Origin of the sequence: Micromonospora sp. CA-248212, assembly GCF_050948405.1 — a bacterium.
In the GTDB taxonomy this organism is placed as follows: domain Bacteria; phylum Actinomycetota; class Actinomycetes; order Mycobacteriales; family Micromonosporaceae; genus Micromonospora.
In genome coordinates this window covers 7,101,808-7,122,928 of the sequence record NZ_CP192023.1, presented here as the reverse complement: position 1 = coordinate 7,122,928, position 21,121 = coordinate 7,101,808, and the positions used below count along the sequence as shown (strand labels likewise).

Here is a 21,121-nt window from a genome sequence, read left to right as displayed (position 1 = left end):
GCAGTTTCGGTTGTCCATAAGCGTGAGATGTCGTCTTTGTCGCCACAGAAACTGCAAGATCGCGGGGCGCGGGGCGCGGGGCGCGGGGCGCGGGGCCGGGGCGCGGGGGGCGGGGGGCGGAGGGGGCGGGGGCGCGGGGGGCTACAGGCGGAGGGCTTCGGGGGTGTGGAGGCGGAGCATGGTGGCCGCTACGTCGGCCGGTGCTCGGCGGCGGGTCGCCATCGACACCGCGACCATCACGGTGAAGGCCAGCGGCACCGTCCAGGCGGCCGGCTGCGCGGTGAGGGTGGCGGGCCAGCCGGACAGCGGCGGGCCGAGGACGGTCACCAGCACCGCGCCGATCGCCGCCCCGCCGCCGGCCAGCACCCCGGCGGCCGCGCCCAGGTCGGTCAGACCGCGCCACCAGATGCCCAGCACCAGCAGCGGGCAGAAGCTCGACGCGGCGACGGCGAAGGCCAACCCGACCACCTGTGAGACGTCCAGGCCGGAGACGTGCAGGGCCAGCACCGCCGGTACGCCCCCGGCGATGACGGTCGCCCAGCGGAAGCCGCGTACCGAGCCGCGGCCGAGCACGTCCGTCGAGATCACCCCGGCGACGCTGGTCAGCAGGCCCGACGAGGTGGACAGGAAGGCGGCGAACGCTCCCGCCGAGACCAGCGCGGCGAGCAGCCGCCCGGTGAGCCCGTCACCGAGGACCGCGCCGGGCAGCAGGACCACCACCGCGTCTGTCTGCCCGCTAACGAGCAGTTGCGGGGTGTAGATCCGGCCCAGCACCCCGTACAGGGTGGGTAGCAGGTAGAAGACGCCGACCAGGGCCAGCACCACGAGCGTCGTGCGGCGTGCCGCCGCGCCGTCGGGGTTGGTGTAGAAGCGGACCAGCACGTGCGGGAGACCCATCGTGCCCAGGAAGGTGGCCAGGATCAGCGAGTACGTGCCGAACAGGCCCCGGTCGTCGGCGCCGGCGGCGCTGGGCAGCAACCAGTCCGCCGCGTCGGTGGCCACCCCGGACACCTCCGGCACCGGGTCACCGGCGGCGAACGACAGCTCGTCGCCGGGGCGTACCTCCCGAATCTCACCGTCGGCCAGGGTGAGGGTCGCGCGGTGCTCGACCACGACGGTGGTCGCGGCCCGGAACGTCGGCCCGTCCGGCGGTGTCACCGCCGGGCGGGCATCGGCCTGCCACTGCAGCGCCAAGAAGATCACGGGTACGGCGAGAGCGGTCAACTTGAGCCAGTACTGGAACGCCTGGACGAAGGTGATGGCCCGCATCCCGCCGAGCGCCACGTTCGCGGTGACCACGGCCGCGACCAGAAGGGCACCCACCGGGTACGGGGAGCCGGCCACCGTGGCCAGCGTGAGCCCGGCACCCTGTAACTGCGGCACCAGGTAGAGCCAGCCGATGAAGATCACGAAGGCGGTGGCGAGGATGCGCAGGCGGCGTGACCCGAGCCGTAGTTCACAGAAGTCGGGCAGCGTGAACGCGCCGGAGCGGCGCAGCGGCGCGGCCACGAACAGCAGGAGAGCCAGGTAGCCGGCGGCGAAGCCGACCGGGTACCAGAGCACGTCCACGCCGTACTTGAGGACCAGGCCGGCGATGCCGAGGAAGCTCGCGGCCGACAGGTACTCCCCACCGATGGCGGCAGCGTTCCAGGTCGGACTGATCGCCCGCGAGGCGACCAGGAAATCTGACGTGGTCCGGGCCAGTCGCAGCCCGTAGAAGCCGATGCCGACGGTGACCAGGGTGACCGCGACGATGGCCGGAACCACGTAGTCGTTGCCCACCTCAGTGCTCCGGCCGCTGCACCAGGTCGGTGAAGTCCTGCTCGTTGCGCTCGGCCAGCCGCACGTACGCCCAGCCCACCGCGATCAGGAACGGGAACGACGCCACCCCGAGCAGCAGCCAGGGCAGGTTGACGCCGGCCACGGTGGTCCGGCCGAGCGACGGCGCGATGGCGAACAGCCAGGGCAACCCGCCCAGCCCAATGACGACCACCAGCGACAACCGCAACGCCAGCGCGAGCTGGGCCCGGACCAGGCCACGGACCAGCGCCTCGCCGACCTGGGTCTGCTGGGCCAGCTCGGCGCGGGTCCGCTCGGAGCGCGTGTCGCGCCGGGTGATGTCGGCCAACACGATCCGGGCCCGGCGGGGCGGCGGAACCGCACCGCCCGACCCCACGTCAGGGAGTTGCTTGGCCACCCCGGCAGTCTTGCCCGCCTCGCCGGATTGTCAAGCGTCGACGCTCACCAGCCACGCGGGACGAGGCAGTGCGAGGCCGGGCCGATCACCGGGATCCGGTCCAGCTCGGGGCGGGCGCGCTCCCGTCCGAGGTTCGTCGCCCAGACACCGTCCCGTGGCAGTTCGACGGCGAGCCGGGACAGAGCGCAGATCCGCATCGGCTCGGGCAGCCGGGCCAGGGCGGGTACGGCGTCCGCCGAGAGACCGGACACGTAGTCGACGTCCAACCGGCCGGTCTGCAGATACCTGTCGACGTTCCGGTCGGCGATCAGCCGATCGGGGTTGACCAGGGCCAGCCCGAGCAGCGCCAGTACCGCCGTGCCGATCACCAGTCGGGGCAGCCAGGTGGCCCGCAGCCGTACCACGGCTACGCCGACCAGCACGAACAGCAGCCCGAGCCACAGTTCGACGGTTGCCACGACGAGCCGCAGGCGGGTGGCGCCGTACGCGTCGGCGTAGACCTGCATCCGGTAGAGCGCCGAGGCGACGATCACCAGGCTGAGCGCGGTCAGCGCCCCGAGCAGCGCGCGGACGAGCAGCCGGTCGGTCCGTGTGGCCTTCGGTGCCCGACGGGCCGCGACGGCGATCACCAGCAGGGTGAGCCCGGTGACGGCGAGCAGTTGCCAGAAGCCGCCGCGCGCGTACTGCGCGTAGGTGAGCCCTGCCGTGCGCAGCACGTGCCCCGAGCCACCGAACAGCACCGTCAACTGGACCAGTACGAACGCCGCGAACAGGGCGTCGAGCAGCACCAGCGGAAGCGTCCACTCGAGCCGGTGCGCCGGCCGCGCCGGCCCAGGCCGCAGGCCGTCGAGGTTGGGCGGTCGACTGACCAGGTACGCGGCACCCAGCAGACCGCCACCGATCAGCAGCAGACGGAACGTCCACCCGATGGTGCCGGGAACCGAGATGTCGGGCAACAAGCCGCTGACCAGGTCGGCGAAGACCGCGTCGGCGGAGGAGAAGAGCAGGCCGAACAGCATCAGCAGACCGGCGGAGATCGCCACGCTGGTCAGGACCCGTCCGACGGCGATCCCCGAGCCGGCCGGTCGGGTGTCGCGCAGCCCGCGTACCGCCCAGGGGAGCGCCCGTACCGTCGCGGCCGGCGGCAGGGTCGCGGCCAGCAGCATCCCGAGCGGGCTCCGCCCGCCGGTCACCGCGAGCGTCCCGGTCACCACGGCGGCGAGCAGGCAGAGCGCGAAGAGCCAGCCGGCTGCCCGGAGGGTACCCACGCCCACCAACGCGACGGTCGCGGCGGCCCAGACGACCTGCGCCGCCCGCCCCGATGCCCCCGTGGCATCGGGACGGGCGATGGCCGCCGGGGTTACCCCGTCCGTCGGCGTGGCCCGGTCCGCCGGCGTGGTGGGGGTGGTTGGCGTGGCCTGGGCCGTCGGCGTGGCCTGGGCCGTCGGCGTGGCCTGGGCCGTCGGCGTGGCCTGGGCTGCCGGCGTGGTCGGAGCGGCCGGACCGGCCGGACCGGCCGCCGTGGCCGGCGTGGTCGAGGTGACCTGGGCCGTCGGGGCGGCCGGGGTAGCCGGGCTGGGCTGGCCGGTTGCGCTGGGCTGGGTCGCCGGACTCGTCGGACTGGGTGAGGTGGTCGGTGGCGTCGGTGTCGCCGACGCGGGTGGAGTGGTCGACGGCTTCCCCCGAACGACGGCGGCGACGGCCAGCGCGGCGGTGCCGGCCAGCACGGCCACCAGCCAGCCGAGTCCGGGACGAACCATCGTGATCGTCGACGCGCCGAGGACGGCAGCCGCCGTGAGGGCCGCCAGGACGAGCGGGCGCGCGGCACCCGATGGCCCTGGCCAGCGCCGCTCGATCAGCGACGGTGGCCGGGGTACAGCCGCCATCGGCTGGGGCCAGGCCGGAAGCGGCCGTCCGGCGGGGCCGGTCGGCGGTGCCGCTGGGCGACCGGTCGGCGGTGCCGCTGGGCCTCCGGTCGGCGGTGCCGACGGGTTGGCGGTCGGCCGTGCCGGTGCTTCGGCGACTCGCGTCGCCGGGCCGCTGGTCGGCGGCGGAGTGCTGCCAGGGGTGGTCATGCGACCTCTCCTCGGTCTGGGCCGTTGTTCGGGATGGTGACCTGGATGCGGCAGCCCGGACGGGCGCCCTTGGCGGCGCTGACCGGGTCGAGGACCGCGATCCGGCCGCCGTGGAGTTCGACGACCCAGCGGGCGATGGCGAGGCCGAGGCCGGTTCCACCCCCGGCGGCGCGGTCGCCGCGGGTGAATCGTTCGAACACCCGCGACCGCTCGGCCGTCGGGATGCCCGGTCCCTCGTCGCTGACCTCGAAGTGGAGCTGGCCGGCGTGTTCCTCGGCGCTCACCCGCACGGTGCCGCCCGGCGGACTGTGTCGCGCCGCGTTGTCGAGCAGGTTGGTGAAGACCTGGTGCAACCGCCACGGGTCGGCGTGCACGGTCAACGGCGTCGCCAACTCGTGCAGCCGGAAGTCCACGTCCAGCCCCGCGCCGGCCGCGCTGGCGGTGGCGTGCTCCACCGCCTCGTCGAGGAAGTCCCCCACGTCGATGGTGACCCGGCGCAGTGGCACCACCCCGGCGTCGAGACGGGACAGGTCGAGCAGGTCGGCGACGAGATGACCGAGCCGCTCGGTCTGGGACAACGCCGCGCGCAGTGCCGCCGGCTCCGGCTCGGCCACCCCGTCCACCATGTTCTCCAGTACGCCCTGCAACGCGGTGATCGGCGTCCGCAGCTCGTGGGAGACGTTGGCGATCAGCTCACGCCGCCGCTGGTCCGCCGCGTGCAGGTCCTCGGCCATCTTGTTGAACGCCTGGGCCAGCTCGCCCACCTCGTCCCGGGAGGTGGCGCGTACCCGACGGGTGTAGTCGCCGCGGGCCATCACCCCGGCGGCGGCCGTCATCTCGCGCAGCGGCGAGGTCATCCCGTGGGCGAGCACCTGCGAGGTGACCAGCGCGATGCAGATGGCGGTGATCGCCGTGCCCGGTGGGAGCCAGCCGATGCCGTACCAGAAGTAGCCGATGGCCACCGCCCAGGAGGCGACCAGCAGGACACCGAGCTTCATCTTGATCGAGCGGACCGGGTCGAGGGGGCGGGGAAGCACCCGGTTCAGCCAGTCCACCTGCCGGCCGGTCACGCGGGAACCTCCAGGGCGTATCCGACGCCGTGGACGGTCCGGATCAGGTCGGCGCCGAGTTTGCGGCGCAAGGCCTTCACGTGGCTGTCCACCGTGCGGGTGCCGGTGCCGTCGGCCCAGCCCCAGACGTCGGCGAGCAGTCGTTCCCGGGGAAGCACCGTCCGGGGTCGGCCGGCGAGGTGCAGCAGGAGGTCGAACTCGGTCGGCGTGAGGTGCACGTCCGCGCCGGCCCGGCGAACCCGCCGTTCGGCTTCGTTGATCTCGATGTCGCCGAGGCGGATGGCGGGTGGCGCGGGGGTCGCGGCCCGTTCCATCCGGCGCAGCAGCACGTGGACGCGGGCAGCCAGCTCGCGCATCGAGAACGGCTTGGTGAGGTAGTCGTCCGCGCCGACGGCGAGCCCGACCAGCAGATCGGTCTCGTCGTCGCGGGCGGTGAGCATCAGCACCGGAACCGGCCGGACGGCCTGGATACGCCGGCACACCTCCAGACCGTCGAACCCGGGCAGCATCACGTCGAGGACGACAAGGTCCGGCTGCCCGGTCCGGAACCGCTCAACCGCGCTGGGGCCGTCCGTGGCGATCTCCACCGCGAAACCCTCGGCGCGGAGTCGGGCGGCGACCGACTCGGCGATGGTGCGTTCGTCCTCGACGACCAGGACGCGGCGTTCCTTCATGGGGTCTGACTGTAGGGAGCCACCGTGGAGATCAGTGGGTGGCGTTGTGAACAACCTGTGGAGAACCGGTCAGCCCTGTGGATAACTCGGCGGCAATGGCCGCCGGCCTCCCCGAACGTCCGAGGCTCGTTGTGGACGACCAACCGAGCTGTCAGGGTGGACCGGTAGAGAGGAGGTGTGACGGTGACCAACCCTGCCCGGCCCGGCCGAGGTGACGCCTGGACGGTGGACGACCTCCAGGCCCTCCCCGAGGACAACCAGGTCTACGAGATCTTCGACGGGAGCCTGCTCGTGTCCCCCCATGCGGACGTCTTCCACGGCGCGGTCGCCAACCGCCTCCGCCGAATCCTCGACCGGCAGGCACCGGCTGGTCTGCTTGTCGGGCAGGACATCGGCGTCAGTGCGAAGCGCTCGTCGTACTTCGTTCCGGATCTGTTCGTCGCGCGCGAGAGCGCGATGGATCGGGGTGGCGCCGCGCTCGACCCGGTCGACGTGCTCCTCGTCGTCGAGGTGATCTCGCCGAGCAACGCCGGCCGCGACCTGGTGCTCAACCGGCACGAGTACGCGGCGGCCGGCATTCCCCGCTACTGGCTGGTGGAGCCCCGCAAGCAGACCGTGACGGTGCTCGTGAACGCGCCCGGCGGTTACCGGGAGCAGGTCGCCATGCCAGCGGGCGAGGTCTACCGCAGTGAGCAGCCGTTCCCGCTCACGCTTGCGCTCGCCGACATCTTCTGACCTGGCCTCTGCTCGGTGGTTGCCGGGTTCAGTCCAGGCCGACGCGCTCGGGGCGGGCCGAGGCGGAGCCGAGCCAGGTGTGCGGGTTGCCGTACCAGCACCAGCCGAGCTTCGGCGCGCCCTGGCTGATCCACAGCGCCGGCACCCGCCTGTCGCCGCACCGTGATCCGACCAGCGAGAAGCACCTGTTGCTGGCCAGCGCCTCGGGGTACAGCGTGATGAAGGCGAGCCCCTCGTCGATGGTGAGCGGAAGCCGATCCTGGGCGGTCATACCCTCCATGGCCGCCGCCGGGGCGAGGTTGCGGAACTCCTCACCACGGTCGACGTCGAAGAGGAGGTACGCCGGCCCGGCGGGTGCCTCCAGCTCCTTGATGGGGTCGAAGCGCGGCAGGTCGTCCTCGGCGTAGTGCCGGTCGAGGAACCCGGGCTTGCGCTTGCCGGCCAGGGTGGTGAGTTCGAGTCGGGGCTCCACGCCGATCAGGTCGCGCGTGACGACCAGCAGGAACGGCACCCGGGCGTCGGTGGGCGCGGGCAGGCCGGCGGCACCGTCGACCGCTCGCGCCCGCAGGGGCGCGACCAGGTCGCGGAAGGCGCTCTCGGTCATCCCGGCCAGGGTCGGGTAACCCAACTCCAGCAGGCGGTCGAGCTGGCTGTCGAACTCGGTCTCGGCGTTGAACGGAGTTTCGTGCACGGCGGCCTCCCGGGTTGTCGTACGGCCTAGCGTACAACGTACGGGATGGTCGGGCGCATTCCCGGTTCAGCGACTCCAATCCTGCTTCGCCGCCCTGACCAGCTTGTCCTTCAGCTCGCGGGTGTGCCGCCGGCTCACCGGCAGCTCGGTGGAGTCGACCACCACCACGTAGCCGGAGTTCACCAGACGCAGTTCCGCGATCAACTTCAACTGCACCAGGTACGACCGGTGCACCCGCACGAAACCCGCGTCCGCCCAACGCTCGGCAAGCGTGGCGAGCGAAACCCGTACCAGGTGCGACCCCTCGGCGGTGTGCAGCCGCGCGTAATCGCCCTGCGCCTCCACCCACCGCACCGCCGAGCGCGGCAGCATCCGGGTCGTCCCGGCCAGCTCGATCGGGATGGTCGGATCCTCCTCGGCGCGGGCCAGCGCCGCCGGGTGTGACGGCACCACCCGCGAACCGATCACCCGCCGCAGCGACTCGGCCAGCCGTTCGGCGCGTACCGGTTTGCGGACATAGTCCGTGGCGCCCAGGTCGAAGGCGTCCACCGCGCCGTCGTCGTACGCGGTGACGAAGACGATCGCCGGTGGCCGGGCGAACCGCCGCAGCACCCGGGCCAGCTCCATGCCGTCCAGGCCGGGCATCCGGATGTCCAGGAAGACCACGTCCACGTCGCCGTCGCGCAGCAGCCGCAGCGCCTCCGTGGCGTCCCCGGCCGTGTGCAGGCGGGCCACCCGGGGATCGGCCCGCAGGTGGTACGCCAACTCGTCGAGTGCCGGCGGCTCGTCGTCCACCGCCAACACCCGCAGGAACCCGGTGGTCACGAGCCGGCCCTTACGCCCGGGTGGAACTTCGGCACCCGCACGCTCACCCGCGTGCCCGAGCCCAGCCCGGTCTCGACGACCAGCCCGAAACGATCACCGAAGACCGAGCGCAGCCGCTCGTCGACGTTCGAGAGGCCGACGTGCTGGCCCGTGTCGTCACCCGGGTCGCCGGTGCTGCGGGCCAGCTCGGCGATGCCGGCGGTCAGCGCGGTCGGATCCATACCCACCCCGTCGTCCTCCACCGTGATGTGGCATTCGGCGCCCGCGTCCCGGGCCTCGATGCTCACCATGCCCGTGCCCGGCTTGCGGGACAACCCGTGCCGGACGGCGTTCTCCACCAGCGGCTGGAGGCACAGGAACGGCAGCGTCACCGGCAGCACCTCCGGCGCGATCTGCAACCGCACCTGCAACCGGTCGCCGAAGCGGGCCCGCTCGATCGTCAGGTACCGGTCGATCGACCGCAGCTCCTCGGCGAGGGTGGTGAACTCCCCGTGCGCCCGGAACGAGTACCTGGTGAACTCCGCGAACTCCAGGATCAACTCCCGGGCGCGCTCCGGGTCGGTGCGGACGAACGAGCCGATCGCGGTCAACGCGTTGTAGATGAAGTGTGGGCTGATCTGCGCCCGCAGCGCCCGGATCTCGGCCCGCGCCAGCCGCTCCCGGGACGAGTCCAGCTCGGCCAGGGCGAGCTGGTTGCCGGCCCAGTGCGCGGTCTCCAGGGTCGCCTGCACCAGCCCCGGCGCCGGCGCGTTGTCGGCGATCGCCACCAGCGCCCCGACCACCCGGGCGTCGGCGCCGTGCAGGGGCGCGACCACCGCACCCCGGATCGGGCAGTCCACCCGGTCGCAGCGCAGGTCGGACTCCCCGAGCACCGTCGACCGCCCGGAGCTGATCGACCGCTGGGCCGCCGCCAGCAGCTGCTCGCCGTGGTGCGTGCCGCGTCCGTCGAGGGCGAGCACCTTGTCGGCGTCCGTGAGCGCCAGCCCGACCGCGCCCACCAGGGCCCGCAGATGGCGTACGGCCTTCGCCGCGCCGGCCGCGCTCAGCCCCGCCCGGAGCGGTTCGGCGGCCAGCCCGGCGGTGTGCAGCACCTCGTAGGTGGCCCGCTGGGTGGCGGTGGCGATGCCGCGCCGGGCGCGCAGTCGCAGCACCGCCAGCAGAGCCGCGGTCAGCGCGGTGACCAGCGAGACGACGCCGACGACGGCGGAGAGGTTGCCACCCACGCAGCGATCCTGACGGCTCGCCGCCGCCCGCGCTAGTAGGCGCCCTTGCGGGCGAGCACCACACCGACCGTCCGCCACAGGATGCTGAGGTCGTACGCCAGCGACCAGTTGTCGACGTAGTAGAGGTCGAGCCGGACGGCCTCGTCCCACGACAGGTCGGAGCGGCCGGAGACCTGCCACAGCCCGGTCATGCCGGGGCGCACCAGCAGCCGGCGTCGCACGTCGCCCAGGAAGTCGCCGTCGTCGGCGGGCAGCGGGCGCGGTCCGACCAGCGACATCTCACCCCAGAGCACGTTGATCAACTGCGGCAGCTCGTCCAGCGACGAGGCCCGCAGGAAGCGACCCACCGGGAAGACCCGGGGGTCCTGCTTCATCTTGAACAGCATGCCGTCGGTCTCGTTCTGGTCGGTGAGGCTGGCCAGCCGGTCCTCGGCGTCGACGTACATCGTCCGGAACTTCCACACCCGGAACGTGCGTCCCTCGTGCCCCACCCGGGGCTGGCGGAAGAAGACCGGCCCGCGGTCGGAGATTCGGATCGCCACCGCGATCGAGATGAAGAGCGGGATCAGCAGCAGCAGGCCCAGGCCGGCGGCGACCCGGTCCATCAGGTTCTTGGCCAGCAGCGCCGGCCCGGAGAGCGTCGGCTCCTCGACGTGCAGCAGCGGCAGACCCTCGATCGGCCGGATGTGCACACGCGGGCCGGCGATGTCGGTCAACTGCGGGGCGACCACGAGATCGACCCCGGAGCCTTCGAGCTGCCAGGCCAGTCGGCGCAGCTCGCCCGGCTCGGCGCTGGCCGACCCGCACACGGCGATGGTGTCCCCGCCGACCTCGCGGACCAGGGCCAGGACGTCCCGGCCCGAGTGCACCGGCACCGGTGTCGGCACCCCGCGGGCCGCCGCGTAGCCGTCGGTGATGTGGATGGCGACCGGCATCAGGCCGGCGGCCGGGCTACGGGTGACCGCCGCGTAGACCTCCAGGCACTCCGGCAGGGTGCCGACCAGCACCATCCGGTGCGCGGCCTGACCGGCCCGCCGACGGATGTAGTGCAGCGCCCAGCGGGCCACGAAACGGCCCCACAGGATCAGCAGCAGCGCCCCGAGCAGCGCCGTGCCCACCGTCCACCGCGACAGCGCGGTCTTGGTGGCGAAGGCGAGGAAGGAGACGCTGGCCGCCACCGTGACCGCGGCCCTGATGACCCGCTTGAACTCGTCCGGGCCGAGCCCCAGATAGCGCCGGTCGTACGCCCGGTTGCTCCAGAGGATGACCACCCAGCCCAGCGGCAGCAGGAGGTAGGAGATGGTGTGGAACCAGGTCGGGTCCTGGTTGGTGCCCGAGAAACCCGAGGCGGCCTGGTCGAAGAGTTGGATCGCGATCCAACTGGCGAACGCCGCCGCGCCGAAGTCGAGCAGCAGCAGGATCGCGGTGTAGGGGCGGTGCCAACGGGAGACACGTCGTCGCGCCCTGGCCCACGCCGACCGAGGGACGCCGTTGTGTGACGGCGGCGTCGGCGGCTGGATCTCGAAGCTGTCGACGTGCCGCACGAGTCTGCTCCGGCCTTCGTTGGATACCGGGCGCTGGAGGCTTGCCGTCACCTCACCCATGTCCTCCCGCATGACACGTGCCGCTCACTCGCCGTGAGGGCCCGGGTCGCCCACCGTCCCAGTCTCCCACGCGGGCTCCGGCCGGTCGCCGCCCCGCAGGAGATTGGCGACCGATGGTGTCGGCGGGATCTGGCCGGCTCCGCACCATTTCAGAAGCCGGGGACCGGGCCACTATACCGATGGATACGCCTGTGGCGAGAACGGTGGACCGGAGGTTCGGCTCACTCGGGTCGATTCCGCTCTGTAGTCGCCTCGTGGGATTACTCACCGTACGAGACGGGACAACCGTCGGTCAGCCAGCGGCTTGCCGCCGGTCTGACAGGTGGCGCAGTACTGCAGGCTCGAGTCGGCGAACGAGACTTCCCGGACGGTGTCGCCACAGACCGGGCAGGGCAGGCCGGTACGGGCGTGCACCTTCAACCCGGATCGCTTCTCGCCCTTGAGTTCGGCGGCACGCTGACCGAGGGACCGCTCGACGGCGTCCCCGAGCACCTGCCGTGTCGCCGCGTGCAGGGTGGCGAGCTGGGCGTCCGTGAGCCGATCGGTGATCGCGAACGGAGACAGCTTCGCGGCGTGCAGGATCTCGTCGGAGTACGCGTTGCCCACCCCGGACAGCACCGACTGGTCGGTCAGCACCCCCTTGACCTGCCCGCGTCGGCTGCGCAGCCGCTCGGCGAAGGTGGGCAGGTCGGCGGCGAGCGCGTCCGGCCCCAGCTTGGCCACCCCGGGTACCGCCGCCGGGTCGGTGACCAGGTAGGCGGCCAGCTTCTTCTGCGTACCGGCCTCGGTGAGGTCGAAGCCGGAGCCGTCGTCGAGCCGGACCCGCACGGCGATCGGGCCCTTGCCGGGGCGCAACGGGGTGGTGGCCGGGAACGCCTCCCGGTAGTGCAGCCAGCCTGCCCGGGCCAGATGAACCACGAGATGCAGGTCACCCTCGATCACCACGTCGAGGAACTTGCCGTGCCGACGGGCGTCGACCACCGCCTTGCCGGCGACGGCGGTGGGTGCCGGATCGTACGTCTTCAGGGCGCTGATCGCGGCGATCTCCAGCCGGTCGACACGCCGCCCCACCGCGCGCTGCCGCAGGTAACCCGCGAGCGCTTCAACCTCCGGTAGTTCGGGCACCAGCCAACGGTAGCCTTCTTTCCCGTGAGAATCGTGGTGGCGCACAACCGGTACCGGGAAGCTCAGCCCTCCGGCGAGAACACCATCGTCGACGCGGAGATCGCCCAGCTCACCGCCGCCGGTGTCGAGGTGCTGCCCTTCATCCGCAGCTCGGACGAGATCCCCTCGATGTCGAAGGCCGCCAAGGCGCTGCTGCCGATCTCACCGATCTGGGCGCCCCGCGCACAGCAGGACCTGAGCCGGCTGCTCACCGAGCACCGACCGGACGTCCTGCACCTGCACAACCCGTACCCTCTGATCTCGCCCTGGGTGGTGCGGACCGCGCACCGGCACGGCGTGCCGGTGGTGCAGACGGTGCACAACTACCGGCAGGTCTGCTCCTCGGGGATCTACTTCCGCGACGGGGTGATCTGCCAGGACTGCAAGGGCCGGGCGCTGGGCGTGCCGGCGATCAGGCACCGGTGCTACCGCGACTCGGCGGCGCAGAGCGCGCTGATGGCGACCACCCTGGCCGTGCACCGGGGCACCTGGCGCTCCGTGGACCGGTACATCGCGCTCACCACGGCCATCGCCGACCACCTCCGCGACTACGGCATCCCGGACGACCGGATCGTCGTGAAGCCGAACGCGATCCCCGACCCGGGCCGACCGTCGCCGCTGGGTGACGGGTTCCTCTACCTGGCCCGGCTCTCCCCCGAGAAGGGCGTCGACCTGCTGCTGGACGCTTGGCGGCGGCATCCGGTGGGTTCGCTGGGCACGCTGCGGGTGGCCGGTGACGGCGAGCTGCGCCCGCTCGTGGAGGCAGCCGCCGCCGAACGACCCGACGTGGTCTACCTCGGTCAGCTCGACCGGGCCGGCGTGCAGGCCGCAGTCGAGGCGAGCGCGGTGGTGATCGCCGCCGCGATGTGGCACGACGTGCTGCCCACCGTGATCATCGAGGCGTTGGCGAGCGGCCGGCCGGTGCTGGGGACGGCGCTGGGCGGCATTCCGTACCTGGTCGGGGCCGACGCCCCGCACGAGCCCGCCGGCACCGGGCCCGCCGAGATCGCCTCCGCCGTCGCCGGCCATTCCCCGCCGCCGGCAGGTCCGCCTGCGGTGCCGGCCGGCCTGGTCACCGGCACCGCCGGCTGGGTGGTCCCGCCGGACCCGGCCGCGTTGGCCGCAGCGCTCCCGGTCGCGCGGGCTGGCGCCGCCGCGCTCGCCGCACCGGCCCGGCTGCGGTACGAGCAGACGTTTCACCCCGACGTGGTCATCAAGCGCCACCTGGACATCTACGCCGACGTGGCCCGCCGCCGTTGACCCCGAACCTGCCGAAAGGTTGATCACCGCTCAGGTGTTGGGCAGGGAGCGTTGTTGGCGGAGTTGTTCGAGGAGGGCGGTGTCGGCTTCGAGGTCGGGGCGGTCGACCTGCCGGTCCAGGTCGACGACGTGTTCGAGTTCCCGGATCGCCTGGTCGAGGTCACCCCCCGCCCCGTGGGCCATCGCGATGTTGTACCGAGTGACGGCTTCGCCGGCCCGGTCGCCGACCTCCCGCTGGATAAAGAGGGCTTGGTGGTAGTGGTCGAGGGCCTGTTGCCGATCCCCCAACCGGTTGTGAACGCTGCCGATGTTGTTGAGGGTGACGGCTTCGCCGGCCCGGTTGCCGACGTTCCGCTGGATGGGGAGGGCCTGCTGGTAGTGGTCGAGGGCCTGCTGCCGATCCCCTAAACCGTCGTACACGTGGCCGATGTTGTTGAGGATGGTGGCTTCGCCGGCCCGGTCGCCGACTTCCCGCGCAATGCCGAAAGCCTGGTGGTAGTGGTCGAGGGCCTGCTGCCGATCCCCCAAACTGTTGTGGACGCTGCCGATGTTGTTGAGGGTGGCGGCTTCACCGGCCCGGTTGCCGACGTTCCGCTGGATGGGGAGGGCTTGCTGGTAGTGGTCGAGGGCCTGCTGCCGATCCCCTAAACCGTGGTACGCGAGGCCGATGTTGTTGAGGGTGGCGGCTTCGCCGGCCCGGTCGCCGACCTCCCTACCAATGGGGAGGGCTTGGTGGTAGTGGTCGAGAGCCTGCCGCCGATCCCCCAACCGGTTGTACACGTGGCCGATGTTGTTGAGGGTGGCGGCCTCGCCGGCCCGGTTGCCGACCTCCCTCAGGATGGGGAGGGCTTGGTGGTAGTGGTCGAGAGCCAGCCGCCGATCCCCCAGCTTGTCGTACACGCTGCCGATGTTGTTGAGGGCGGCGGCTTCGCCGGCCCGGTTGCCGGCCTGCTGGTACAAGGTCAGGGCCTGCTGGTAGTCCTCCAGTGCCGGCCAGGGCCGACCGGTTGACGCCCGCGCCCAGCCACGCCGATAGAGGGCGTCGGCGTCCGGGCCGAGGGTCAGGGTCGCGGTGGCCATGGCCTCGACCGCCGCGAACCGCGACGTATCCAGCCACACCTGACACACCCGGGCACCGACATCCCCGGCGATCGCCGGCTGCCGCCCGACGACAGCAAGCCGATGCACCTCGACCCATCGGGCGAGGTCCCTCGGGTCAGTGGCCATCGGAAGGGGCGACGCTGTCGTTCGGCCCCACGGCCCCGACCAGCGCGGCCCGCAGCTCCGCCGCCCAGCTCGCGGCTTGCGCCCCGGACACCTGCACCGTGGCGTTTCCCATCGCCCGCGCCCTCCCCCGGTACGCCCGGTCAAGCCGGCCCAGGACCGCCCACGTCCGGCCTCGGCTAAGTGATCGACGGGCGGACCTTGGCGGCTACTGTACGTTTCATCCGCTTCCCGGGACCGCTCGATGAGTCCGCCTCAGGTGACGGGTTTCCGACGCGCTTAGCGCATCCCGGCCATCGTGGGAAGAACAATGACGGCCGATGCCACCGCCGCATGCCGGTGGTGTCGCGGTCCGACCCTCGGCAACCGCCGCGTCGGCAACCGGTAGCAGCAGGAGGAGCGAGGTGGGTCGGGCATGGCGGGTCGGGGAACGCCGCGACCGCGCCCCGTCGCCCCCGCTGCGGCGACCACCGTCGCCCGACACGTGGAGGTGCATCGGCTTGCTGTCGCTGGTCGGCTGCCGGCGATCGCCCGGGACCTCGGTGCCCGCGTGTGTCAGGTGTGGCTGGATACGTCGCGGTTCGCCGCGGTCGAGGCCATGGCTACCGCGACCCTGACCCTCGGCCCGGACGCCGATGCCCTCTATCAGCGTGGCTGGGCCCGGTCGTCGACCGGTCGGCCCTGGCCGGCACTGGAGGACTACCAGCAGGCCCTGACCTTGTACCAGCAGGCCGGCGACCGGGTCGGCGAAGCCGCCGCCCTCAACAACATCGGCAGCGTCTACAACCGGTTGGGGGATCGGCAGCGGGCCCTCGACCACTACCACCAGGCCTTGCCCATCCTGAGGGAGGTCGGCGCCCGGGCCGGCGAAGCTACCGCCCTCAACAACATCGGCCACGTGTACAGCCGGTTGGGGGATCGGCAGCGGGCCTTCGACTACTACCACCAGGCACTCCCCATTACGCGGGAGGTCGGCGACCGGGCCGTCGAAGCCACCACCCTCAGCAACATCGGCCACGCGTACGCCGGTTCAGGGGATCGGCAGCAGGCCCTGGACCACTATCACCAGGCCCTCCCCATTACGCGGGAGGTCGGCGACCAGGCCGGCGAAGCCACCACCCTCAGCAACATCGGCCACGTGTACGCCGGTTCAGGGGATCGGCAGCGGGCTCTGGACCACTATCACCAGGCCCTGCCCATCCAGCGGGAGGTGGGCGACCGGGCCGGCGAAGCCGTCACCCGGTACAACATCGCGATGGCCCACCGGGCGGGGGGTGACCTCGACCAGGCGATCCGGGAACTCGAACAGGTCGTCGACCTCGACCGGCAGGTCGACCACCCCGACCTCGAAGCCGACACCGCCATCCTCGAACAACTCCGCCAACAACGCGCGGAAGACCGCGGTTCTGAACCGCCTGCGGGACCGTGAGGGCAGCGCTGCCGACGGCGAAGACGAGACGCCCCGATGCCAACGGGTTGCCTTCCCTCAACCCACACGCCGACACCCCGCGCCCCCGCGAGATCGTGCTTGATCCAGGATCTAGTGGCCTCGGGGCGGCCGGATGGCACTGTTTCCTGGTTCGAGCACGATCTTGTCGGCGGGCGTCGGGTCAGGACACCACTGCGGTCGTTTCGGGCGCACGGGCGCGGCAAGATCTACACGACATCAGGGAAACTGCTGCCTCCCACATCCAGGAGGCAGCAGTTTCGGGGAAGTTGTGCGGATCTTGTGAAACGCAGCCGCGGGCGGGTCAGCGCAGGGAGGCTGCGGATCTTGCGGAACGCGGCGGGGGTGGGGTCAGCGCAGCGAGGCGCGGGCGGAGAAGGCGATGCTCGCCAGCAGGAAGCCGCCGTTGACGATGGTGAACGCGACAAGCACCCAGAGCGCCAGCGCGGGCGCTGCGGCGAGGACCAGGGCGGCCACGAAGACGACCGCGCCGTAGTCGCGGACCAGCTTCACGAGGCGTACGGGCAGCGAGGTCGAGGTGACCATGCTGGCGGCGTTCGGGCCGGCCTGCATCACCGAGGTGACCAGGTTGACCATCCAGGTGCCCGCGAAGGTGGCCACCAGCCAGGTCGGGGTGGACGGCTCCTGCGCGACGGCGGTGGCGGCCAGCGCGGCCACCAGGGCGATCTGCGCGGCCACGTCGCAGAGCACGTCGATCCGGGCCCCGGCCGCGCTGCCCCGGCCGGTCACCCGGGCGAGCTGCCCGTCGGCGCAGTCCAGGGAGTACGCCACCTGCCAGCCGACCAGGGCGATCAGGCCGACGACCCAGGCCGGTACGTCCCCGTCGGCGACCGGACCGGCGAGCGCGACCACGGAGATCGAGGTGGCCAGCCCGAGCACCAGGTTGGTGAGGGTCAGCGCGGTCGGGCGCAGCCCGAGGCGTTGCGCGACCAGCGCGAACACCGCGCCGAGCCACTGGCTGATCGACTCGCTGAACAGGCCGCCGCCCCGGTTGACCCGGTGGAAGTCGGCGACGGTGGGACGGGGGTCAGCCAAGCTGGTCGCGGATTGCACCGGCGTAGTCTGCCAGCCGCTCCCGCGTCTCGGTAGGCGACAGGGCCAGGTGCTCGAGGATGGTGTACCGGTCCGGGCGGGTACGCGGCGCGAACTGCACCGCCTCCACGAACTGGTCGTCGGTGAGCGCCACCTCGGCGGGGAGCCGGGGCAGACCGTGCCGGGCGAGGCAGGCGGACATCTCCGCGAAGCGGCGTTGGTCACCGCGCAGCCAGGTACAGAACAACGCCCCCAGCCCGGCCAGCTCGCCGTGCGAGGCGGTGCCGGGGAAGAGGGAGTCGACCGCGTGCATGATCTCGTGGCAGCCGCCGCTGGACGGACGGCTGGTGCCGCAGACCGCCATCGCCAGGCCGCTGGAGATCAACGCCTCGGCGAGGACGGTCACGAAGGAGTCGTCGCTCATGTCGCCGGGGTGGTTGAGCACCGCTTCGGCGCCCGCCCGGGAGAGCGAGGCGGCCAGTCCATCGACCGGCTCACCGCGTACCTGCCGGGCCAGCTCCCAGTCGGCCAGCGCGCTGATGTTGCTGACCACGTCGCCGATGCCGGCCCGGTTGTGCCGGTCCGGGCCGCTCTCCACGAAGTCCAGGTCAACGATCACCGCGATCGGGATGTGCACCCCGTAGGAGCCCTTGATCCCGTCCGTGATGAGGCTGGCCACCGGGGAGCCGATCCCGTCGTTGGCGAGGCTGGTCGCCACCGACACCATCGGCAGCCCTCGGCGGGTGGCGGCGTACTTGGCGACGTCTATCGTCTTGCCACCGCCGATGCCGACGACCGCGTCGTACGAGCGGGTGCGGAGCTTGCCGCCCAGGTCGTCGGCGGCCTCGAGGGTCCCGCCGGAGACGGTGAAGACGTCCGCCGAGCGCAGCGACGGTTGGATCAGCTCGGCGATCTGGGCGCCCTGACCCGGGCCGAGCACCACCGCGACGTCGCCGCCGGAGGAGATCCGCCCGTCGGCCAGGATCGCGGCCAGGTCGGCGACCGCCCCGCGTCGCACGTCGATGTGCAGCGGGGTGAGGACGCTCCGGGCTAGTAGCGGCACGCGATCTCCCGCGCGCGGGCCAGGTCGGCGTGGTTGTCGACCTCGACCCACGGGACGTCACCGATCGGCGCGGCCCGGACCTCGCCACCACGGTCGGCGAACTCCTGGTAGCCGTCCTCGTAGTAGAGGTTCGGGTCCCGCCGCCAGGTCGCCTCGAGGGCGTCGGCGAGCGCGTCGGCGACCTGCGGCTCGATCAGCGTCGCGCCGATGTACTCCCCGTACGCCTCGCCCGGATCCATGATCTTGGTGATCCGGGTGAGCTGGCCGGCGGCGTCGAAGGTGGTCTTCATCTCCTCCTCGGCCAGCGGCTTGAGGGTGTCCACCGCGAGCAGGATGCCCGGTCCGCGCTCGGCCAGCAGGGTCTTCTCCACGCTCACTGGGTGCACGGTGTCGCCGTTGACCAGCAGCACGCCGCGCGCGAAGTGCTCCCGGGCCAGCCAGAGGGAGTACGCGTTGTTCCACTCCTCGGCCTTGTCGTTGTGCACCAGGGTGAGCGTGACCCCGTACTTCTTCTCCAGCTCGGCCTGCCGTACGCGGACCGCGTCCGCCGCGTAGCCGACCACGATCACGATGTCGGTGAGCCCGACCTCGGCGAGGTTGCCCAACGCGATGTCCAGGATCGTGATCTCGCCGTCCACCGGCACCAGCGCCTTCGGCAGCGTGTCGGTGTACGGGCGCAGCCGGCGCCCCGCCCCGGCCGCGAGCACCATTCCGATCATCGCGACATCCTCCCTCGTCCTGCTGCCGTCACCGGTGGAGGATAGCCCCGGGGAGCCCGGCGACTCCGGCCAACCGGTCAGCCGGGCAGCGCCGCGAGGTCGGCCAGCATGGTCAGCCGCTCCTCGGCGGCGAGCACGGCGTACGGCCCGGCGGCCCGGCGGTCGGTCTCCAGCTCGATGGCGAGCCGCTCCGGGCCGGGTGGCAGGGCGGTGACGCTGGACGCGGTGTGCCCGGCGGCGGTCCAGGCGGCGGCGTGCGCGTCCGCCCGGTGGTAGCGCAGCGCGCCGAGGCGGTTGAGCAGCAGCACACCGGGCGGGGTGCCGTCCGGCTCGTGCGGGGGCGCGAGCGCGGCGAAGGCGGAGCCGCTCCGGGTCCCCTCCTCGTCGGCCAGCACGAGGGCGTACGCCACCAGCCGTCCGAGCACGGCGACCAGTCGCGCCACCCGCTCGTCGTGCCCGGACCACAGTTCCTCGGTGACCTCGGCGTGCACCTGGTACAGCTCGCCGAGGAAGGCGGCACCGCGCTCGGTGGCGGAGAGGGCGCCGTCCGGGCTCCGGTGGATCATCGCGTGGGCCACCTGCTTGTCCACGGCTCGTCGGCAGGCGATCGGATCCCGGTACCTGGTGATCGCCGCGAACCCCGCCCCGTCGACAGCGCCACCGGGCGCGGCCAGTCGGGTGCGCAGGTCGACGAGGAAACCGCTCGCCGCCGCCCCGCCGTAACGCTGGGACAACTCGGCCCCACCGCCGTGGTGGCCGGCGAGCATGGTGGCGCGGAAGGTGCGGTCCACGGCCGGGGCGAGCAGTCCGGCGATCCGGTGCGGCGGCAGCGCGACGCTGTTCACCGGCCGATCGACCGCAGGAGCGCGAAGCCCTCCTCCGTGATCCGCCGGATCAGGCCGCCGACGATGTCCCACCAGTCGGGAAACAGGCGTCGGTGTGGTGAGCGGCGCTGGAAGAAGATGCGCCCGTCGCGGTCGACGATCAACGCGCCGGCGCAGCGCAGGGGCTGGGTGGACACGCGTCGACAGTAGCGAGCGTCGCCGCATCCCGACGATGTCCGGTCTTGTCCTGGAAACATCCACGGACGACCATGTCCGTACCGAATGCCACGGTCCCAAAGGGGTGATGCGTGATGCAGGTACGGGAAGCAATGTCCAGCCAGGTCCTCGTCGTCGGTCCGGAGCACACGCTCCGTCAGGCGGCCCGGATGATGTCGGCCCGCGGTGTCGGGTCGGCGGTCGTGATCGATCCCGAGTCCGAGGGGGTCGGCATCATGACCGAACGCGACGTGTTGAAGGCCATCGGCGCGGGTCTCGACTGCGACACCGAACGCACCGGCGCCCACCTCACCTGGGACGTCGTGTACGCGGCGCCGGAGTGGACGGTCGCCGAGGCGGCCGCCGCGATGGCCCGGGGTGGTTTCCGGCACCTCGTGGTGCTCGACGGCGGGGAGGTGGCCGGGGTGATCTCGGTGCGGGACATCATGCGTGTCTGGGCCCGGAGCGAGGTGGCCGCCACGACCTGAACCGCGCAGGTGTGCCGGGTCGGATCGACGGGTAAGGATCCCTCGCGGGCGCGGAGATGCCGTGGCCCGTGGGGGAGGGCCCGATGCGTGACGCGGAGCGCCTGGTCGAGCAGCAGTACGCGATGCTCCTGCGGCGGGACGTGGCCCGACTGCCGGACCTGTACGCCCCGGAGGCGTTCTACTCCATGCCGGGTCTCACGGTCCGACCGATCGAGCTGCCGGCGCTGCTGCGTACCTGGACGGGGGCCTTTCCGGACCTGCTGGTCGACCCGCTGGGCACGGTGCGCACGTCCAGCGGCGCGGCCGTGGAGCTGCGTCTCAGTGGCACCCACACCGGCACGTTGCACTCGCCGTACGGCACCGTCGCCCCGACCGGTCGCTCGGTGAGTTGGGAGGTCGCCGACGTGGTCCGGGCACGCCGGGGTCGGATCGTCGCGTGGCGCTCCTACTTCGACTGGAGCCAGCTCCTCGACTCGCTCGGCGTGCAGTTTGACGGCCTCTCCCGGGCGGCGCAGCACGACTCGCTCGCACTTCCGGTCTGATCTGTCGCCGTCCGGCCCGGCCGGGTC

The 21,121-nt window shown here is 72.2% G+C and carries 22 protein-coding genes; 5 read left to right on the top strand and 17 right to left on the bottom strand.

The window, feature by feature from the left end; all coding sequences use genetic code 11:
* Positions 1 to 141 precede the first annotated feature (141 nt).
* The 5 genes from ACQP03_RS33565 to ACQP03_RS33545 form a co-directional block, all read right to left on the bottom strand.
* Complete coding sequence (locus ACQP03_RS33565; RefSeq protein ID WP_357131532.1) at positions 142 to 1,782, bottom strand: cation acetate symporter; 1,641 nt, start codon at positions 1,780 to 1,782, stop codon at positions 142 to 144.
* A gap of 1 nt (position 1,783) precedes the next feature.
* Positions 1,784 to 2,197 carry a hypothetical protein gene (locus ACQP03_RS33560; RefSeq protein ID WP_355048671.1) on the bottom strand — a complete coding sequence of 138 codons (414 nt, stop codon included), beginning with the start codon at positions 2,195 to 2,197 and terminating at the stop codon, positions 1,784 to 1,786.
* A gap of 44 nt (positions 2,198 to 2,241) precedes the next feature.
* Positions 2,242 to 4,083 (bottom strand): DUF4153 domain-containing protein, encoded by a 1,842-nt coding sequence (locus ACQP03_RS33555; protein WP_433459703.1) that lies wholly within the window; start codon positions 4,081 to 4,083, stop codon positions 2,242 to 2,244.
* A 185-nt stretch (positions 4,084 to 4,268) separates the two neighbouring features.
* Complete coding sequence (locus tag ACQP03_RS33550) at positions 4,269 to 5,342, bottom strand: HAMP domain-containing sensor histidine kinase (RefSeq protein WP_433459701.1); 1,074 nt, start codon at positions 5,340 to 5,342, stop codon at positions 4,269 to 4,271.
* Positions 5,339 to 6,016, bottom strand: coding sequence for a response regulator transcription factor (locus ACQP03_RS33545; protein WP_355048673.1), 678 nt, complete (start codon positions 6,014 to 6,016; stop codon positions 5,339 to 5,341). The genes ACQP03_RS33550 and ACQP03_RS33545 overlap by 4 nt, the downstream gene beginning before the upstream one ends.
* 183 nt (positions 6,017 to 6,199) lie before the next feature.
* Here ACQP03_RS33545 and ACQP03_RS33540 point away from each other — a divergent pair, with 183 nt between their 5' ends.
* Positions 6,200 to 6,751 carry a Uma2 family endonuclease gene (locus ACQP03_RS33540; protein ID WP_433459697.1) on the top strand — a complete coding sequence of 184 codons (552 nt, stop codon included), beginning with the start codon at positions 6,200 to 6,202 and terminating at the stop codon, positions 6,749 to 6,751.
* A 28-nt stretch (positions 6,752 to 6,779) separates the two neighbouring features.
* On the opposite strand, the gene ACQP03_RS33535 is transcribed toward ACQP03_RS33540, so the two are convergent.
* The 5 genes from ACQP03_RS33535 to ACQP03_RS33515 form a co-directional block, all read right to left on the bottom strand.
* Positions 6,780 to 7,442: a DUF5701 family protein gene (locus tag ACQP03_RS33535; RefSeq protein ID WP_363660851.1), complete on the bottom strand. Its 663-nt coding sequence runs from the start codon at positions 7,440 to 7,442 to the stop codon at positions 6,780 to 6,782.
* Between the two features lie 66 nt (positions 7,443 to 7,508).
* Positions 7,509 to 8,267: a LytR/AlgR family response regulator transcription factor gene (locus ACQP03_RS33530; protein WP_053651534.1), complete on the bottom strand. Its 759-nt coding sequence runs from the start codon at positions 8,265 to 8,267 to the stop codon at positions 7,509 to 7,511.
* Positions 8,264 to 9,490, bottom strand: a complete 1,227-nt coding sequence (locus ACQP03_RS33525; protein ID WP_363660852.1) for a sensor histidine kinase — start codon at positions 9,488 to 9,490, stop codon at positions 8,264 to 8,266. Before ACQP03_RS33525 ends, ACQP03_RS33530 begins: the two co-directional genes overlap by 4 nt.
* A gap of 32 nt (positions 9,491 to 9,522) precedes the next feature.
* Complete coding sequence (locus tag ACQP03_RS33520; protein WP_357131827.1) at positions 9,523 to 11,094, bottom strand: sugar transferase; 1,572 nt, start codon at positions 11,092 to 11,094, stop codon at positions 9,523 to 9,525.
* Between the two features lie 264 nt (positions 11,095 to 11,358).
* Positions 11,359 to 12,219, bottom strand: a complete 861-nt coding sequence (locus ACQP03_RS33515) for an Fpg/Nei family DNA glycosylase (RefSeq protein WP_357131550.1) — start codon at positions 12,217 to 12,219, stop codon at positions 11,359 to 11,361.
* 24 nt (positions 12,220 to 12,243) lie between these two features.
* On the opposite strand from ACQP03_RS33515, the gene ACQP03_RS33510 reads away from it, so the two are divergent.
* Positions 12,244 to 13,518 (top strand): glycosyltransferase, encoded by a 1,275-nt coding sequence (locus ACQP03_RS33510; protein ID WP_357131553.1) that lies wholly within the window; start codon positions 12,244 to 12,246, stop codon positions 13,516 to 13,518.
* Between the two features lie 30 nt (positions 13,519 to 13,548).
* Here ACQP03_RS33510 and ACQP03_RS33505 read toward each other — a convergent pair whose 3' ends face one another.
* Both ACQP03_RS33505 and ACQP03_RS33500 read right to left on the bottom strand, forming a co-directional pair.
* Positions 13,549 to 14,745, bottom strand: coding sequence for a tetratricopeptide repeat protein (locus tag ACQP03_RS33505; RefSeq protein WP_357131556.1), 1,197 nt, complete (start codon positions 14,743 to 14,745; stop codon positions 13,549 to 13,551).
* Complete coding sequence (locus ACQP03_RS33500; protein WP_357131559.1) at positions 14,735 to 14,857, bottom strand: hypothetical protein; 123 nt, start codon at positions 14,855 to 14,857, stop codon at positions 14,735 to 14,737. The genes ACQP03_RS33505 and ACQP03_RS33500 overlap by 11 nt, the downstream gene beginning before the upstream one ends.
* Positions 14,858 to 15,157: 300 nt before the next feature.
* Here ACQP03_RS33500 and ACQP03_RS33495 point away from each other — a divergent pair, with 300 nt between their 5' ends.
* A complete protein-coding gene (locus tag ACQP03_RS33495; RefSeq protein ID WP_357131562.1) occupies positions 15,158 to 16,171 on the top strand; it encodes a tetratricopeptide repeat protein in 1,014 nt (337 codons plus the stop codon).
* Positions 16,172 to 16,540: 369 nt separating this feature from the next.
* Here the strand turns inward: ACQP03_RS33495 and ACQP03_RS33490 are convergent, their stop codons facing one another.
* From ACQP03_RS33490 to ACQP03_RS33470, 5 genes are all read right to left on the bottom strand, one after another.
* Complete coding sequence (locus ACQP03_RS33490) at positions 16,541 to 17,263, bottom strand: CDP-alcohol phosphatidyltransferase family protein (protein WP_363660853.1); 723 nt, start codon at positions 17,261 to 17,263, stop codon at positions 16,541 to 16,543.
* Positions 17,238 to 18,305, bottom strand: a complete 1,068-nt coding sequence (locus ACQP03_RS33485; protein ID WP_357131568.1) for an iron-containing alcohol dehydrogenase family protein — start codon at positions 18,303 to 18,305, stop codon at positions 17,238 to 17,240. Before ACQP03_RS33485 ends, ACQP03_RS33490 begins: the two co-directional genes overlap by 26 nt.
* Positions 18,293 to 19,024, bottom strand: coding sequence for a phosphocholine cytidylyltransferase family protein (locus tag ACQP03_RS33480; RefSeq protein WP_357171787.1), 732 nt, complete (start codon positions 19,022 to 19,024; stop codon positions 18,293 to 18,295). The genes ACQP03_RS33485 and ACQP03_RS33480 overlap by 13 nt, the downstream gene beginning before the upstream one ends.
* A gap of 77 nt (positions 19,025 to 19,101) precedes the next feature.
* A complete protein-coding gene (locus ACQP03_RS33475) occupies positions 19,102 to 19,869 on the bottom strand; it encodes a hypothetical protein (RefSeq protein WP_357131574.1) in 768 nt (255 codons plus the stop codon).
* Positions 19,866 to 20,045 carry an NUDIX domain-containing protein gene (locus ACQP03_RS33470; protein ID WP_357131578.1) on the bottom strand — a complete coding sequence of 60 codons (180 nt, stop codon included), beginning with the start codon at positions 20,043 to 20,045 and terminating at the stop codon, positions 19,866 to 19,868. Before ACQP03_RS33470 ends, ACQP03_RS33475 begins: the two co-directional genes overlap by 4 nt.
* Before the next feature lie 114 nt (positions 20,046 to 20,159).
* On the opposite strand from ACQP03_RS33470, the gene ACQP03_RS33465 reads away from it, so the two are divergent.
* Both ACQP03_RS33465 and ACQP03_RS33460 read left to right on the top strand, forming a co-directional pair.
* Complete coding sequence (locus ACQP03_RS33465) at positions 20,160 to 20,552, top strand: CBS domain-containing protein (RefSeq protein ID WP_355048683.1); 393 nt, start codon at positions 20,160 to 20,162, stop codon at positions 20,550 to 20,552.
* A gap of 83 nt (positions 20,553 to 20,635) precedes the next feature.
* The gene (locus tag ACQP03_RS33460) at positions 20,636 to 21,094 is read left to right on the top strand and encodes an ester cyclase (RefSeq protein WP_357131581.1); all 459 of its coding nucleotides are present in this window, start codon (positions 20,636 to 20,638) and stop codon (positions 21,092 to 21,094) included.
* Positions 21,095 to 21,121: the final 27 nt, after the last annotated feature.